General features: G+C 63.8%; 15 protein-coding genes. 6 read left to right on the top strand and 9 right to left on the bottom strand.

The window, feature by feature from the left end:
- Window position 1 precedes the first annotated feature (1 nt).
- The 8 genes from NKH01_RS17450 to ehuR all read right to left on the bottom strand — a co-directional run bounded on the left by NKH01_RS17450 (window position 2) and on the right by ehuR (window position 7,493).
- Window positions 2–994, bottom strand: coding sequence for a cyclodeaminase (locus NKH01_RS17450; RefSeq protein ID WP_353021384.1), 993 nt, complete (start codon window positions 992–994; stop codon window positions 2–4).
- Window positions 991–1,983, bottom strand: coding sequence for a hydroxyectoine utilization dehydratase EutB (gene eutB / locus NKH01_RS17445; protein ID WP_353021381.1), 993 nt, complete (start codon window positions 1,981–1,983; stop codon window positions 991–993). Before eutB ends, NKH01_RS17450 begins: the two co-directional genes overlap by 4 nt.
- The gene (gene eutA, locus NKH01_RS17440) at window positions 1,980–2,762 is read right to left on the bottom strand and encodes an ectoine utilization protein EutA (protein WP_353021380.1); all 783 of its coding nucleotides are present in this window, start codon (window positions 2,760–2,762) and stop codon (window positions 1,980–1,982) included. Before eutA ends, eutB begins: the two co-directional genes overlap by 4 nt.
- A complete protein-coding gene (gene ehuD / locus NKH01_RS17435) occupies window positions 2,759–3,418 on the bottom strand; it encodes an ectoine/hydroxyectoine ABC transporter permease subunit EhuD (protein ID WP_023720653.1) in 660 nt (219 codons plus the stop codon). Before ehuD ends, eutA begins: the two co-directional genes overlap by 4 nt.
- 16 nt (window positions 3,419–3,434) lie before the next feature.
- Window positions 3,435–4,094, bottom strand: coding sequence for an ectoine/hydroxyectoine ABC transporter permease subunit EhuC (gene ehuC / locus NKH01_RS17430; protein WP_023720654.1), 660 nt, complete (start codon window positions 4,092–4,094; stop codon window positions 3,435–3,437).
- A gap of 188 nt (window positions 4,095–4,282) precedes the next feature.
- A complete protein-coding gene (gene ehuB, locus NKH01_RS17425) occupies window positions 4,283–5,134 on the bottom strand; it encodes an ectoine/hydroxyectoine ABC transporter substrate-binding protein EhuB (protein WP_352484026.1) in 852 nt (283 codons plus the stop codon).
- Window positions 5,135–5,199: 65 nt separating this feature from the next.
- Window positions 5,200–5,985: an ectoine/hydroxyectoine ABC transporter ATP-binding protein EhuA gene (gene ehuA, locus NKH01_RS17420; protein ID WP_352524912.1), complete on the bottom strand. Its 786-nt coding sequence runs from the start codon at window positions 5,983–5,985 to the stop codon at window positions 5,200–5,202.
- Window positions 5,986–6,107: 122 nt separating this feature from the next.
- A complete protein-coding gene (gene ehuR, locus NKH01_RS17415; RefSeq protein WP_353021376.1) occupies window positions 6,108–7,493 on the bottom strand; it encodes a MocR-like ectoine utilization transcription factor EhuR in 1,386 nt (461 codons plus the stop codon).
- Between the two features lie 82 nt (window positions 7,494–7,575).
- On the opposite strand from ehuR, the gene NKH01_RS17410 reads away from it, so the two are divergent.
- The 4 genes from NKH01_RS17410 (at window position 7,576) to NKH01_RS17395 (ending at window position 12,236) form a co-directional block, all read left to right on the top strand.
- Entirely contained in the window at window positions 7,576–8,067 is a 492-nt protein-coding gene (locus NKH01_RS17410; RefSeq protein ID WP_352548887.1) for an Lrp/AsnC family transcriptional regulator, read from the top strand.
- 127 nt (window positions 8,068–8,194) lie between these two features.
- Window positions 8,195–9,688, top strand: coding sequence for an NAD-dependent succinate-semialdehyde dehydrogenase (locus tag NKH01_RS17405; protein ID WP_353021374.1), 1,494 nt, complete (start codon window positions 8,195–8,197; stop codon window positions 9,686–9,688).
- A gap of 35 nt (window positions 9,689–9,723) precedes the next feature.
- Entirely contained in the window at window positions 9,724–11,103 is a 1,380-nt protein-coding gene (locus tag NKH01_RS17400; protein WP_352494465.1) for an aspartate aminotransferase family protein, read from the top strand.
- Between the two features lie 32 nt (window positions 11,104–11,135).
- Window positions 11,136–12,236, top strand: a complete 1,101-nt coding sequence (locus NKH01_RS17395) for an alcohol dehydrogenase family protein (RefSeq protein ID WP_352589530.1) — start codon at window positions 11,136–11,138, stop codon at window positions 12,234–12,236.
- A 5-nt stretch (window positions 12,237–12,241) separates the two neighbouring features.
- On the opposite strand, the gene NKH01_RS17390 is transcribed toward NKH01_RS17395, so the two are convergent.
- Window positions 12,242–13,618 (bottom strand): aspartate aminotransferase family protein, encoded by a 1,377-nt coding sequence (locus NKH01_RS17390; protein WP_353021371.1) that lies wholly within the window; start codon window positions 13,616–13,618, stop codon window positions 12,242–12,244.
- Between the two features lie 142 nt (window positions 13,619–13,760).
- On the opposite strand from NKH01_RS17390, the gene NKH01_RS17385 reads away from it, so the two are divergent.
- A complete protein-coding gene (locus tag NKH01_RS17385; protein ID WP_353021369.1) occupies window positions 13,761–14,879 on the top strand; it encodes an NAD(P)/FAD-dependent oxidoreductase in 1,119 nt (372 codons plus the stop codon).
- A gap of 210 nt (window positions 14,880–15,089) precedes the next feature.
- Window positions 15,090–16,097 (top strand): cell division protein FtsZ, encoded by a 1,008-nt coding sequence (ftsZ, locus tag NKH01_RS17380; protein ID WP_023720665.1) that lies wholly within the window; start codon window positions 15,090–15,092, stop codon window positions 16,095–16,097.
- Window positions 16,098–16,132: the final 35 nt, after the last annotated feature.

Below are 16,132 nucleotides of genomic sequence, written 5' to 3'. Positions count from 1 at the left end.
ATCAGCTTTCGAAAATCGTACCGGTCTTGGCTGCACGCGCACGGTCGCGGGCGAGCGTGGCGATCGCCGTGTCCTGCACGCCGGTGCCGGTCAGATCGGCAATGGTGATGTCGCTGCCCGAACGCCGGCCATGCCTTTCGCCGGCGATGATGTGGCCAAGCTCGGTGATCTCGGCATCGGCCGCCATCACGCCCGCCGCGATGGCATGGTGCAGTTCGCCCAGGCGCCGCGTCTGTTTCGCACTGTCGGCGACGTAGAGGTCGGCCATGCGCAGGATCGCCGGCGCGATCTCGTTCTTGTGCTCCGCGTCCGAGCCCATCGCGGTGATGTGCTGGCCGGCGGAGACGAAGCCGGCCTTGATCAGCGGCTCGGTCGACGGCGTCGTGGTGACGATGATGTCGGCATCGGCCGCAGCCTTTGCCGCGTCCGGCTCGGCGTGAACGGCGATGCCCAGTCTTTCGGACAATGCGTCCGCCGCCGCTTCGGACTTGGCAGCATCCCTTGCCCAGATGCGGGCCTCGGTAATCGGCCGCACCAGCATCAGCGCCTCGAGCTGCAGTCCGGCCTGAGCACCGGCGCCGAAGATTGCGGCAACGGAGGAGTCCGGACGCGACAGATGTTTGGCGGCGACCGCGCCGGCCGCCGCCGTGCGGATGTCGGTGAGATAGCCATTGTCGAGCAGCAGCGCCTCGACCAGCCCGGTCTTCGCCGACAGCAGCACCATCATGCCGTTGACGCTAGGCAGGCCGAGCTTCGGATTATCGAAAAAGCCGGGGCTGATCTTGATCGCAAAACCGTCGATGCCCGGCACATAGGCGGTCTTGACATCGACCTCGCCGCGATGCTCGGGAATGTCGAGCCGCAGGATCGGCGGCATCGCCACCGGCAAGGTGGCGAGCGCGCGAAACGCGTTCTCGACACAGGCGACGGCATCGAGATCGAGCTTCACGATTTTGCGCAATTCAGCTTCGGTGAGGATCGTCAGCCGGCTCATGCTGCGCTCTCCGCAATTGCTTCGCCGCAAATGATCTTGCGGTGCAGTGTCATATCGATGTTGCGGCCGGACAGCACGAGCACTGTAGGGCCGTTCGCCCCGACCTTGCCGGCAAGCACAGCCGCAATGCCGACCGCGCCGGCGCCTTCGACGATCTCGCGCTCCTGCTCATAAGCATGGCGGATGCCGGCGGCGATCTCGTCCTCGCTGAGCAGGACCACATCATCGAGCAGATCACGGCACATGGCGAAGGTCAGTCGGTTGTCGAGCCCAATGCCGCCGCCGAGCGAGTCGGCCAGCGTCGGCAGTTCCTCGACCGACACCGGATGCCCGGCGTCGAGGCTCGCCTTCATTGCCGCACCGCGCGCCATTGAAACGCCCACCACCTTCGTCGCCGGGCTGACGCCCTTCACGGCAGCGGCAACACCCGCCGCCAGTCCACCGCCGGAAAGCGGCACCAACACCAGCGCGGCGTCCGCAACTTGTTCCATGATCTCCAGCCCAAGTGTTCCTTGCCCGGCAACGACCGCAGGATGATCGAAAGGCGGCAGCATGATCAGCCCCTCTTCCGCGACCATCCGTTCGACCTCCCGCTGCGCATCGTCCTGGCTGTTGCCGACGATGCGGATCTCGGCGCCGAGCCGACGGATTTCCTCGAGCTTGTTCTCAGGCACCAGCCGCGACATGCAGATCGTCGCGTGGATGCCTTGCAGTCGAGCGGCATAGGCAAGCGCCCGGCCATGGTTGCCGGTCGAGGCCGCGACGACGCCGCGCGCGCTCTCCTCGTCTGTCAACGAGGCGATAGCGTTCGAGGCACCGCGCAACTTGAAGGCGCCGGTGGTCTGCCGATGTTCGAGCTTGAGATAAACAGGAGCGTCCAAGTGTTGGGAAAGACTCGGGGAAGTGACGGTCGGCGTGCGCTCGACCTTGCCTGCGATGCGCTCGCGTGCGGCGCGGATGTCGGAGAGGCTTATCCTGGACGTGGTCATGGCTCTGCAATCAACGGCAGCGTCATCAGGCGGCCGAATTCGGGGCGTGGCTCGTCGTCGCCGCAAAGCCGCAGGCAATTCCAGGCTGTCGCCTGGTTGCTGGTGACGACGGGACGGCCGATGGCTTCTTCCATACCGACAACTGCCAGCGCCGACCGCAGCGCCGTGCAGGACACGAACAGCGCGTCGGCCTGCGGGGCCGTCGCCTCGCGGGCCAGATCGACCAAGGATTTCGGCGCAATCCGCGCCATCTCGCGGTCATCCTCGAAGCCGAGGCAAGTGAAGCTGGCGATCTCGAAACCGTGTGCCGCGAAATAGGCCGCCATTGGCCGGCTCGTCTCGACCGTATAGGGGGTGAGGATGCTGATTGTCCTGGCGCCCAGCGCCTTCAGGCCGCGCACTCCGGCCATCGGCGGCGTCACCACCGGCGCGCCGGGTTTCGCGGCCTTCACCGCCGCCTCGATTTCGGCATCGCCGATCACGACGGAGGCCGAGGTGCAGGAATAGCAGATCGCACCGAGCGGTTCGTCAGGAAGGATCAGGGCCGCGCCCGCCGTCAGTGACGGCTGCATCTTGCGCAAATTCTCCGGCGTCGTCGGGTTGGCGTAGGGAATACGCGCGACATAGACGCCGATACGATCGCTTGCCACCATGCGGTGAAAATCCGGTTCGCTCGTATGGTCGGTGGCAAGGATAATCAGGCCGACCCGCTTTTCCAGCGGACGTGCATCGAGCGCTGGACGGGCCGAGCGCAGGCGGATATCGGGTGCAGCGCTCATCGTTCGATCCGCCCATAACGGTGTTCCAGCCAGCGCAGCAGCACCACCGAGAACAGGCTGATGGCGAGGAAGAAGGCGCCGACCAAGGTGATCGGTTCGATATACCGATAATAGGTATTGGCGACGCTCTTGGCCTGGTTCATCAGTTCCAGCACGGTGATCGCCGACAGCAGCGGCGTCTCTTTGAACATGGCGATGAAATAATTGGCAAGCGCCGGGATCATCGGCGGGATCGCCTGCGGCATGATGATGTGCGTCCAGGTCTGCGTGGCGTTCAGATTGCAGGCCTTGGCCGCTTCCCATTGGCCGCGCGGCACATTATCGATGCCGGCGCGGTAGACCTCGGCTGTGTAGGTGCCGTAATGCAGCCCGAGACCGATGACGCCCGCCACCAGCGGCGGCAACAGGACGCCGAAATCCGGCAGCACGTAGAAGATGAAATAGAGCTGCACCAATAGCGGCGTGCCGCGGATGAACTCGGCAAGGAAGCCGATCGTGCGCGACAGAGCCCTGTTCGGCGAACGGCGCGCCAACGCGATGCCCAGCCCAACGATGGCCGCCAGCACCGAGCCGAGCAGCGTCGCCAGGATGGTGATCTTCACCCCCTGGATCAGCGTCGGCAGGATCTGCCGGACAAAATCCCAATCCCATTCCATTACAGAGCCCGATCCATCAGACGCGCACCCCGTCGAGGCCGCGCGCCATGCGGCGTTCCAGCGACCGCACGCCCCATGAGATGAGTAGCGCCAGCACGAAATAGATGACGAGAATGGTGCTGAACGGCACCAGCGTGTTGCCGGTCTGCGAGCGCACCACCTGCGCCTGGAAGGTCAGGTCGGCAAGCGAGATCAGCGAGACGACGGCGGTGGCCTTGAGCAATTCAATGGCGTTGTTGCCGAAGGTCGGCAGCATCACCAGCAGTGCCTGTGGCAGGATGATATGGCGCATGGCTTGCCAGCGGCCGAGATTGAGCGCGGTGCAGGCCTCGTATTGTTCGCGGCCGATCGACTTGATGGCGCCGCGCACCACTTCCGCCGCATAGGCCCCGACATTCAGGCCCAGCGCCAGCACGCCGGCCTGCAGCGGCGTCAGCGAGATGCCGGCGAAAGGCAGCACGAAATAGGCCCAGAACAGCTGCACGAAGATCGAGGTGCCGCGGAAGAACTCGATATAGGCGGTGGCCAGCGCGCGTAGCACAAAAAACCGCGACAGCCGCCCCAGCCCGGCAAGAAAGGCCATGATCAAGGCCAGCACCGACCCCATCAGCGTCAGCTCGATGGTGACAAGCGCTCCTTGCAAAATCAGGCCGAAATAGCCGGACCATTGGGTCATTGGTCGAAAGGGCTCCGCATTGAATATTTGGCGAGGCGATCACTTCAGCGTCCTTCTCCCCGTTCACGGGGAGAAGATGCCGGCAGGCAGATGAGGGGCAGAGCCAATCTGTCAAAAGCTGGGCGTCGCCCCTCATCCGGCCCTTCGGGCCACCTTCTCCCCGTCAACGGGGAGAAGGAACAACGCGCCTACTTCGCCGAGCAGAGCTTGTCGCGGCTCGTCGACATCGCCGCCGCCGCCGAGAAGCCGTAGGGTTCGATGATCTTGGCGAACTCGCCGGACTTCTTCAGTTTCGCCAGCTCGACATCATAGGCGTCACGTAGCGCTTCGTCGCCCTTTTTGAAGGCCGCACCATCGCAATAGACCGGCGCACCGACCACCGGCGCGATGACTTCGAGGTTCGGATCATTGGCTTTCTTGACCAGGTCGTTGATCGACAGCACTGGCAGTGAATAAGCATCGATGCGGCCGTCCTGCAGCATCTTCAGGCCGCTCTGGCCGTCCGGCACGACGATGACGCGCTCGCGCGGCACACCTGCGGTGAGCGCCAGCTTTTCCTCTGTGCCGCCACCGGGTGCGCCGATCGTCGCGCTGGTGTCCTTGGCGACGTCCTCGTAGCTCTTGAAGCCCTTCGGGTTGCCCTTCTTCACCAGCATCGCCTCGGCGTCGCACAGCACCGGTTCCGAATAGGCGACCGCAGCACAACGTTCCGGCTTCATGAACAGGCCGGCGGTGACGACGTCGAAACGGCCGGCCTGCAAGCCGGGGATCATGGCACCATATTCCGAGATAGAGGCGACGATGTCGTTGACGCCAAGGCGTTTGAAGATTTCACGGGCAACGTCAGGCGCCGCACCCGAGACCTTGCCGTCGGCGGCGACCGCCGTATAGGGCGGCTCGTTGGCGATGGCGACGCGGGCAAAGCCTTGCGCCTTGAGCTCTTCGAGCTTGCTGTCATCGGCCGAGCCGGTCGTCGAGGCGGCCAGCACCGCCGTCAGCGCAATACCGGCGACGCCGGCCAAAATGGCAAATTTCTTCATTGTTCCCAACTCCTTGTTTGTCTGTCTTCTTGGCTTGCTTGAGGCGTCGCCGCCTCGCATGGCAGTCAGACCCGATGTCCGGCCGCAATGATCTTCTTCAGGAAACCTTGCGTACGCTCCTGTTTGGGATGGCGGAAAATCTCGTCGGGCTTGCCTTCCTCGACTATTCTGCCGCGATCGAAGAACAGCACCCGGTCGGCGAAGTCATGGGCGAAACCCATCTCGTGGGTGACCAGCAGCATGGTCATGTCGGTCTCGGCGGCGAGCTTGCGCATGACGTTGAGCACCTCGTCGACGAGTTCCGGGTCGAGCGCCGAGGTGACCTCGTCGAACAGCATGATCTTCGGCGACAGCGCCAGCGCCCGGGCAATCGCGACGCGCTGCTTCTGTCCGCCGGAAAGCTGCGCCGGCATCGCTTTGGCCTTGTCGACCATGCCGACCATGTCGAGCAGCTCCATCGCCCGCTTTTCGGCGGCGGCCCGCGGCATGCCTTTGGTCAGCATCGGTGCCAGCGTCACATTGTCGATGACGCATTTGTGCGGAAACAGATTGAACAGTTGGAAGACCATGCCGATCTTCTGGCGCATCTTTGCCAAATGCCGTTCATCCGCCGTCAGCAGCCGGCCGTTACGCTCCATGTGGTACAGCTGCTCGCCGTCGACCTGAATATGGCCGCTGTCGATACGCTCTAGCGTCATCAGTATGCGCAGGATCGTCGTTTTTCCCGAACCCGACGGGCCGATCAGCGCCAGCTTCTCGCCGGGCATGACCTGCATCGAGAGGCCATCCAGCACCTTGAAGGTGCCGAAGCTTTTCGAAATGCCGTCGATCTTGATGATGGGCGCCGACAATGAATTTCCCGTGATGGAGAAGCTGTGCCTTTAACGATGCGGATCGCGGCAAATCATGTCAATCAAGAAAATAATATCATGACAATATTTCGGACTCCGCACAATTCCCCGCCAATTGTTGCCTAGATCGCAAGCAGGAGATGCTCGGGATCGCCGAGCAGAAGCTTGGTGACAACGCCGAGACCGGCACGCAGTTCCCCCTCCGTGGTCGAGCCCAGCGAAATCCGCACGGCTGGATGCCAAGGCATCTGCGAAATGCGAAACGACGTGCCGGGCGCGATCGCCACGCCCTGCAGGCGGGCCTGGGAAACAAAGCCTTCCTCGCCGCGATCATCGGGCAGTTGCAGCCAGACATGCAGCCCGTCGCGATGAGCCCGATAGTCCACTCCGGCGAGCGCCTCGGCGGCGATGTCCAGACGCCGCCGCAAAGCCATCCGCTGCCATCGAACGAGTTCCATCGCGGTGCCGTCGGTCACCCATTTGGTGGCGATCTCGGCCACCAGCGGCGTCGCCATCCAGTTCGAGACGAGGTGGCGGTTGGCAACCGCGGCGACATAACGATCGGGTGCCGCGAGATAGCCGATGCGCAGGCCCGGCACCACGACCTTGGTGAAGGAGGTGACGTAGAGCGTGCGCTCGGGTGCAAACGCCGCGACCGGCGGCGGCCGGTCCTCGACCAGCGGGCCGAGGACGTCGTTTTCGATGATGGCGATGTCATGCCTGCGCGCAACGGCGGCAATCTGTTCGCGCCGGGCGGCGTCCATCAGCGTCGCCGTAGGGTTGATCACCGAGGGCTGCACGAACACCGCGCGGATGTCGGATAGCCGGCAGGCCTCGTCCAGCGCTTCCGGGATCAGCCCATTGTCGTCGATCGGCAAGCCTTCGAGATTGAAACCGAGATAGCGCGCCAGCGGGATCAGCGTGTGATGGCCGATCGCCTCGGTGGCGACGGTCGAACCGGGCGGCGCCACGCTCATCAGCGCTACCGTCATACCGGCCGTGGCGCCGTTGGTCAGGCTGATGTTTTGCGACGACACGTCAAGGCCGCAGAGCCGCAGCCACTCGACACCCACAGCGCGGTGGCGCGGGAACACCATGTTCGGCCTGAACGACAGCGCCGAACTCGACGGCAGGTTTTCGGCGAGCCAGCCCAGCGCCTGTTTCAGACGGTCCAGATGCATCGGTTCGCAGACCGGCTTCAGGATGGAGAGGTCGATGACCTCGCCCAGCCGCTCCGGCAGATAGGGCGGCTCCGGCTCGCGGCGCTGTGTCTGCACGAAGCTGCCGCGGCCGACCTCGCCGGACACCAGCCCGCGGCGGATCAGCTCCTCATAGGCGCGGCTGACCGTCTGCACTGAAAGTTTCAGATCGTCGGCGAGCTGCCGGTGCGTCGGCAACCGGGCGCCATTGGCAAGGCGCCCGTCATGGACGGCGCGCGCGAACTGGTCGGCGAGCGATTGATAGGCCGGCCGCCGGATAAGAGCGGGATCTGGACGCCAAAATGTCATGACTTATTAGAGATCGAAATCAGTGCAATTGACAATCGAAATAATGCGCCGTCATGGTGTCCGGCACTGGAAGTGGACGATCATGGCTGCAGCGAAACTCGATCCGATCGACCTGAAAATCCTCGAGGCCATCCAGCGCGACGGCCGCATCACCAAGCTGGCGCTGGCCGAGAAGGTCGGCCTGTCGCCGACGCCGTGCTGGATGCGGCTGCGCAAGCTGGAAAAGGCCGGCATCGTCTCCGGCTACCATGCCAGGATCGCCATGCGCGCCATCGCACCGGTCGCCACCGTGCTGATGGAGGTGACGCTGGCCAGCCACCGCCAGGCCGATTTCGACCGTTTCGAGCGCGTCATCCGCGACATCCCCGAGATCGTCGCCTGCTGGTCTGTCGGTGGCGGCGTCGATTACCTGCTGAAGGTGATGGCGCGCGACATCGACGCCTATCAGCGGCTGGTTGACACTCTGCTCGAACGCGAGATCGGCATAGACCGCTATTTCACCTACATCGTCACCAAGACGGTGAAGGAGGAGAGTGTGCTGCCAGTGGCGGATCTGTTGCCGGCGTCGTCGTGATACAGGAGAGATCGTCTGCCCGGGCGATGCAATAGAGACAATCTCTCTACCTTCAGGCACCGAAACAGCCTCTCTGTTTGCGCGGCAGAGATAGTCTTGCGGCATCACCCGAACCGGGAGCCCGATGATGTCCGCACATTTTGCCCGCTCGCAGCGCCATGAAGCGCTTGATCGCCTCGCCGACCGACGGCTGCTGCGTGAACTCGCCTATGTCGATGGCCACTGGACGGCAAGCGAGACCGCGGAGAGTTTCGAGGTGACCGATCCGGCCACCGGATCCACCGTCGCTTTCGTTGCCGCGCTCGATGCCCGGCAGACGACGTCGGCGATCGATGCGGCATCGCGCGCCTTTCCCGCCTGGCGCGCATTGCTGCCGCAGGAACGTTCGAAAATCTTGCGCAAATGGTTCGATCTGATCGTCGCCGCCAAAAATGATCTGGCGCTGCTGATGACGCTAGAACAAGGCAAGCCGCTGAAGGAATCGCTCGGCGAGATAGACTACGCCGCCTCTTTTGTCGAATGGTATGCCGAGGAGACCAAACGCCTCAACGCCGAAAGCGTCACCAGTCATCTGCCGGGCGCGGAGATGATGGTGCGGCGCGAGCCGCTCGGCGTCGTCGGCGTGGTCACGCCGTGGAATTTTCCAGCGGCCATGCTGACCCGCAAGGCGGCTGCCGCTCTTGCCGCCGGCTGTACCATCGCCGCGCATCCTTCCTCGGAAACGCCGCTGTCCGCACTGGCGCTGGCCGAGCTTGGCGAACGTGCCGGCCTGCCGGCAGGCGTGCTCAACGTTCTGACCGGCAAGGCTTCGACCATCGTTGGGCGGATGTGCGAAGACCCGCGCGTTCGCGCCATGAGCTTCACCGGCTCGACCGAGATCGGCAGGTTGATCGCCGCGCAGAGTGCGCCGACGATGAAGCGTCTGGTGATGGAGCTCGGCGGTCATGCGCCGCTGATCGTCTTCGCCGACGCCGATCTCGACAAGGCTGTGGCCATCGCGGTCGACGCCAAATTCGCCACCTCCGGCCAGGACTGCCTCGCCGCCAACCGCATCTATGTCCAGCGTCCGCTATACGATCGGTTCTGCGCTGCTTTCGCCAAACGCGTCCAGGCATTGCGGGCCGGCAACGGCCTGACTGACGACACCGAAATCGGACCCTTGATGCATGAACGCGCCGTCAAGAAGGTCGAGGAGCAGGTGGCCGATGCGCTCGCCAAAGGCGCGCGCTGCCTGACCGGCGGCAAGCGCCATCCGGCCGGGCCGCTGTTTTACCAGCCGACCGTGCTTGCCGACGTTGGAGACGACGCTTTGATCATGCGCGAGGAGACCTTCGGTCCGGTTGCGGCAGTGACGCCTTTCGACAGCGAGGACGAGGTCATCGCCCGCGCCAACGCCACCGAATACGGCCTGGTTGCCTATGTCGTGACTGAGAATGGCGGCAGGCAATTGCGCATGGGTCGCGCGCTCGACTATGGCATGGTCGCCATCAACCGCGTCAAGATCACCGGCGCGCCGGTCCCGTTCGGCGGCGTCAAGCAGTCCGGCATCGGCCGCGAGGGCTCGCGTCACGGGCTCGAAGCCTTTACCGATCTCAAATATCTCTGCCTCGACGTTGCGTGAGCCGCGCCCGACACATTTTTCTCAGGAGTAAAAAAATGCTCGACCAGTCAAACGAACTCGCCGCCTGGGATCGCGATCACTTCTTCCATCCCTCGACCCATATGGGCACCCATGCGCGTGGCGAGAGCCCGACGCGTGTGATTGCCGGTGGCGAAGGCGTCACCATCTGGGACAATACCGGTAAGAAGAGCATCGACGCCTTCGCCGGGCTCTACTGCGTCAATGTCGGCTATGGCCGCCAGAAGATCGCCGACGCCATCGCCGCACAGGCCAAGAACCTCGCCTATTACCATGCCTATGTCGGCCACGGCACCGAGGCATCGATCACGCTTTCCAAGATGATCATCGACCGCGCGCCGCAAGGCATGTCGAGGGTCTATTTCGGGCTCTCCGGTTCCGACGCCAACGAAACCAACATCAAGCTGATCTGGTACTACAACAACGTGCTCGGCCGGCCCGAGAAGAAGAAGATCATCTCGCGCTGGCGCGGTTATCACGGCTCCGGCATCATGACCGGATCGCTGACCGGCCTCGACCTTTTCCACAACGCCTTCGACCTGCCGCGTGCGCCGGTCCTGCACACCGAGGCGCCCTACTATTTCCGCCGCGCCGACCGCTCGCTGAGCGAGGAGCAGTTTTCGCAATACTGCGCCGACAAGCTCGAGGAGATGATCCTGGCCGAAGGGCCGGAAACGGTCGCCGCCTTCATCGGCGAGCCGATCCTCGGCACCGGCGGCATCGTGCCGCCGCCGGCCGGCTACTGGGAGAAGATCCAGGCGGTGCTGAAGAAGTACGACGTGCTGCTGGTTGCCGACGAGGTCGTCACCGGCTTCGGCCGGCTGGGCACCATGTTCGGCTCCGACCATTACGGCATCAAGCCCGACCTGATTACCATCGCCAAAGGCCTGACCTCGGCCTATGCGCCGCTCTCCGGAGTCATCGTCTCCGACAAGGTCTGGCAGGTGCTGGTGCAGGGTTCCGACAAGCTCGGCTCGCTCGGCCATGGCTGGACCTATTCGGCGCATCCGATCTGCGTCGCCGCCGGCGTCGCCAACCTGGAACTGATCGACGAGATGGACCTAGTACGGAACGCCGGCGAGACCGGCGCCTATTTCCGCGCCGAGCTGACGAAAGCCGTCGGTGGCCACAAAAACGTCGGCGAGGTGCGCGGCGACGGCATGCTGGCGGCAATCGAGTTCGTCGCCGACAAGAACGATCGCGTGTTCTTCGATGCCTCGCAGAAGATCGGTCCGCAGATCGCGACCGCGCTTGCGGCAAGCGGCGTCATCGGCCGCGCCATGCCGCAGGGCGACATTCTCGGTTTTGCGCCGCCGCTCTGCCTGACGCGGGAAGAGGCAGACATCGTCGTCTCCAAGACGGCCGATGCGGTGAAGAGCGTGTTTGCCAACATCTGAAGAACCGACATGCCAACATCTGAAGAACCGACATGAATGCCATGACCAAGACCATCCCCGCCACCATGGCCGCCGTGCAGTTGATCGGGCACGGCGGACCGGAAAAGCTCGTCTACCGCACCGACGTCAAAGTACCCTCGCCCGCCCCGGGTGAGGTGCTGGTCAAGGTCACCGCTTGCGGTATGAACAACACCGATGTCTGGGTGCGACAGGGCGCGTATGGCACTGAGGAGGATGCCGCCGCTGTGTCGACCTGGCGTCGACAGGGCAATACGCTGACCTTCCCGCGCATCCAGGGCACCGACACGGTCGGCAACATCGTTGCCGTCGGCGACGGCGTGTCGCGGGCCCGCATCGGCGAGCGGGTGATGGTCGATTTCTCTATCTACAATCGCGACGACGATTCATTGGCCGACATCGACTATATGGGCCATGGCCGCGACGGCGGCTATGCCGAATACCAGACAGTGCCTGCCGAGAACGCCCATGTCGTCGACACCGATCTTAGCGATGTCGAGCTCGCCACTTTCTGCTGCGCCTATCTCACCGGCGAGCAGATGCTGGAACGCGCCGCGTTGAAAGCCGGCGAGCGTGTGCTGGTCACCGGCGCCTCGGGCGGCGTCGGCTCCGGCATCGTGCAGCTGGCGCGGGCGCGCGGCGCCATTCCCTATGCAATTGCCGGCAAGGGCAAGGAACAGGCCGTGCGTGACATCGGCGCCGAGGCGGTGATCACCCGTGGCGTTACCGATCTGCCGGCCGCCGTCAGCGCGGCGACCGGGGGCCAGCCGATCGACGTCGTCGCCGATCTGGTCGGCGGCGCGATCTTCAACGACCTCCTGCGCATCTTGAGGCCGGAAGGCCGCTACACCACGGCTGGTGCAATTGCCGGCCCCGTCGTGCAGCTAGATCTGCGCACCATGTATCTGAAACAGCTGCAACTGCATGGCTCGAGCCAGGGCACACGGGCGGATTTCCGCCGCATCGTGCGCTACATCGAGGAGAAGAAGATCCGGCCGCTGGTCGGCGGCGTCTACAAGCTGTCCGATTTCCATCGCGCCCAAGCCGATTTCATCGCCAAGGATTTCGTTGGCAAGCTGGTCGTCGTGCCGGATGCGGTCGGCATCGCTAAATAGCGCGATCAGCTTGGCGATCGGACCTGCTTGACGGCAGCCTCGAGCGATCTTTCAAACGCGTCGATCACCTGGTCGACCTGCGGCTCGGTGATGATCAGCGGCGGGCAGAAAGCCAGCGCATCGCCCATATTGCGCGAGATGACGCCGTTCTGCTGCATGAAGCCGTTGACGAGCCCGCCCAGTTCACCGGTCTTCCCCCACGGCGCCTTGTTCGCCTTGTCGCCGACCAGTTCGACCGCCGCGATCAGGCCGATGCCGCGCACCTCGCCGACAAGCGGGTGCGAAGCGAGCGTGCGCAGCCGCTTCTGCATATGCGCGCCGACCGCACGCGCATTGCCGACAAGGTCGCGCTCCTCGATCAGCTTCAGGTTCTCGAGCGCGACCGCTGCCGCAACAGGATGGCCGCCGCCGGTGAAGCCGTGGCCGAAGGTGCCGATACGATTGCTTTCGTCGGCAATCGGCTGGAATACCTTGTCGTTGATCAGCAAGGCCGAGATCGGCAGATAGGACGAAGAGATCTGCTTCGACAGCACCATGATGTCGGGCCTGATGCCGAAGGTCTGCGAGCCGAACATCTCACCTGTCCTGCCGAAGCCGCAGATCACCTCGTCGGCGACCAGCAGGATGTCGTATCTCGACAGCACCGCCTGGATCTTTTCCCAGTAGCCGGAAGGCGGAACAATGACGCCGCCAGCACCCATGATCGGTTCGCCGAAGAAGGCGGCGATGGTTTCCGGTCCTTCGGCCAGGATCAGCTTTTCCAGCTCGTCGGCGAGCCGGCTCGAAAACTGCTCTTCGTTTTCACCCGGCAGCGCCTCGCGCCAATGGTGCGGTGTCGAGGTATGCAGCACATTGGCGATCGGCAGATCGAACGAGATGTGGTTGTTGGGCAGTCCGGTCAGGCTCGCCGAGGCAATGGTGACGCCGTGATAGCCCTTCTTGCGGCTGACGATCTTCTTGCGCGCCGGCTGGCCGAGCGCATTCGACCGGTACCAGATCATCTTCATGGCCGTATCGTTGGCCTCGGAGCCGGAATTGGTGAAATACGCCTTGCTCATCGGCACCGGCGCCATCTGCACCAGTCTCTCGGCAAGATCGATCAGCGGTGAATGCGATTTGGAGCCGAAGTCGTGATAGTAAGGCAGCTTCGACATTTGCCGTACCGCCGCATCGACCAGCCGCCTCTCCGAAAAACCGACCGCGACGCTCCAAAGCCCGGCCATCGCCTCGATATAGCGGTTGCCGGCGAGGTCCTCGACATAGATGCCGTCGCCCTTCTCGATGACGAGCGGCCCTGCCTCCTGATGCTTGCGGGCGTTGGTGTAGCCATGCATGTGAAAGCTTATGTCGCGGGCTTCGGGGGAGTTCGGTCGTGCGTCCATGATGGCTCCTGTGTGGGTCCGCATCGGCAGGCCCCGTGCATTATGCGGTTTGATGCATCTTTCTCGAACGATATAGTGTCAAGCGCTTTCGACAGGGCCAGCGGATGGATGGACGCATGCAGAACTTCGGCTTGACCTGATCGTGGACCAAATCGACTGCATTGTCGTCGGCGCCGGCGTCGTTGGCCTGGCGATCGCGCGAGAGATGGCGAAGCGCGGCATCGACACGCTGGTGCTGGAAGCCGAGAGCGCCATCGGCACCGGAACAAGTTCGCGCAATTCCGAGGTCATCCACGCCGGCCTCCACTATCCAGTTGGATCGCTGAAAGCCCGGTTCTGCGTGGCGGGCCGGGAAAAGCTCTATCGCTACTGCGACGAGCGTGCGATCCCGCATTTGCGCTGCGGCAAGCTCATCGTCGCCACAAATGCCGAACAGGAGCCGGTGCTCGCCTCGATCCGGGCCAATGCGCGCGCTTGCGGCGCCGGCGACCTGGCGCCCTTGAGCGAAGCCGAGGCACATGCGCTGGAGCCCAGCCTCAAGTGCACGGCGGCGCTGCTGTCGCCGGCCACCGGGATCGTCGACAGCCATGCCCTGATGCTTGCCTTGCTGGCTGATGCCGAGGAGCACGGGGCGGCACTCAGCCTCAACACCCGCGTCGCCGCCGGCCGCATCGAAGCGGGCCGCGTCGTGCTCGACACGGTGGACGCTACCGGCGGCGAGCGCTTCGAGATTGCCACCACACGCTTCGTCAATGCGGCCGGGCTTAGCGCCGCAGCGCTTGCCCGCTCGCTTGAAGGGCTAGATCAGCAGTTCGTGCCAAAGCTCCATTACGCCAAAGGCAATTATTTTTCGGTGGCCGGCCGGGCGCCCTTCTCGCGGCTGATCTATCCAGTACCCGAACCAGGCGGACTCGGTGTTCATCTGACGCTCGATCTCGACGGCGTCACCCGCTTCGGGCCGGACGTCGAATGGACTGATCAACTCGACTATCGCGTCGATCCAGCTCGTGGCGAGCGCTTCTACAGCGAGATCCGCAAATACTGGCCGGACCTGGCCGATGGCAGCCTGCAGCCCGCCTATAGCGGCATCCGGCCAAAACTGTCCGGTCCCGGTGAGGCCAATGCCGACTTCGTCATCCAGGACGTGGCGGTGCATGGCGTGGACAGCCTGCTCAACCTGTTCGGCATCGAAAGCCCCGGCCTGACCTCCTGCCTGGCGATTGCCGATCATGTCGCGCAGCGCCTCGCGCCGAAGTTGTAGCGTGCGGCGCCCGCGCCACGATCTGAGGCGCATTGCGTGAACTTTCAGGCGCAAGTCGCCTAAGAGGCACATCGCGCACTTGCAGCCCGCTCCGCGCTCTGATTCCCTGCATTCTGGGCTGTTCTGATTCGCACTGCCCGGTTCAAAGTTTTCGCAGTGCGCCCGGGACAAGCTTCCAGCGACCACTCGGCGTATCCAGGGAGAACGGCAATGAACACCGCGACGAGGCCGGTAATCTCGGAGATGAGACCTAAGATCACCGTCGTCGGGGTCGGCGGCGGCGGCGGCAACGCCGTCAACAACATGATCGCCGAAGGCCTGCAGGGCGCGGAATTCATCGTCGCCAACACCGATGCCCAGGCCCTTGCCATGTCGAAGGCAACGAGGCTGATCCAGTTGGGCGCTCATATCACCGAAGGTCTGGGCGCCGGGTCCCTGCCCGAGGTCGGCCGTGCCGCGGCCGTGGAATCCATCGACGAGATCATGGATCACCTTGCTGGAACGCATATGTGCTTCGTGACCGCCGGCATGGGAGGTGGAACCGGAACAGGTGCCGCGCCTGTTATAGCGCAGGCAGCGCGGGCAGCTGGAATACTGACCGTCGCCGTCGTCACCAAGCCATTCGTCTTCGAAGGCAGGCGCCGCATGCACGCTGCCGATGACGGCATCGAGCGCCTGCGCGAAAGCGCCGATACCGTCATCGTCATCCCCAACCAGAACCTGTTCAGGATCGCCGACGCCAGAACCACGTTCGCCGACGCATTCGCCATGGCCGACCGGGTTCTCTATGCAGGTGTCGGCTGCATCACCGATCTGATCGTCAAGGAAGGGCTGATCAATCTCGACTTCGCCGATGTGAAGTCGGTGATGCGCGACATGGGCCGCGCCATGATGGGAACCGGCGAGGCCGCCGGAGAAGGCCGTGCCAAGAAGGCGGCGGAAGCGGCAATCGCCAACCCGCTGCTCGACGAAGCTTCGATGATGGGCGCCAAGGGCGTCCTTGTCTCGATATCGGGCGGCATGGACATGACGCTGTTCGAGGTCGATGAAGCGGCTACCCGCATCCGCGAGGAGGTCGACAACGATGCCGACATCATCGTCGGCGCCATCTTCGACAAGGCACTCGCCGGAAAATTCAGGGTGTCGGTCGTCGCCACCGGCTTGCGGCGTGGCCTGGAGATTCCACTGCTGGCGGAACCGGAAGTTCGAATGAACTGAACGCGTATCGCGTGCGGCTCGCTCAGCCGATTGCC

The sequence above is a fragment of the Mesorhizobium sp. M1403 genome (assembly GCF_040317695.1).
Lineage (GTDB): Bacteria > Pseudomonadota > Alphaproteobacteria > Rhizobiales > Rhizobiaceae > Mesorhizobium.
Note: the sequence above shows the minus strand (reverse complement) of the source record. Positions and strands in the feature narration are given on the sequence as shown.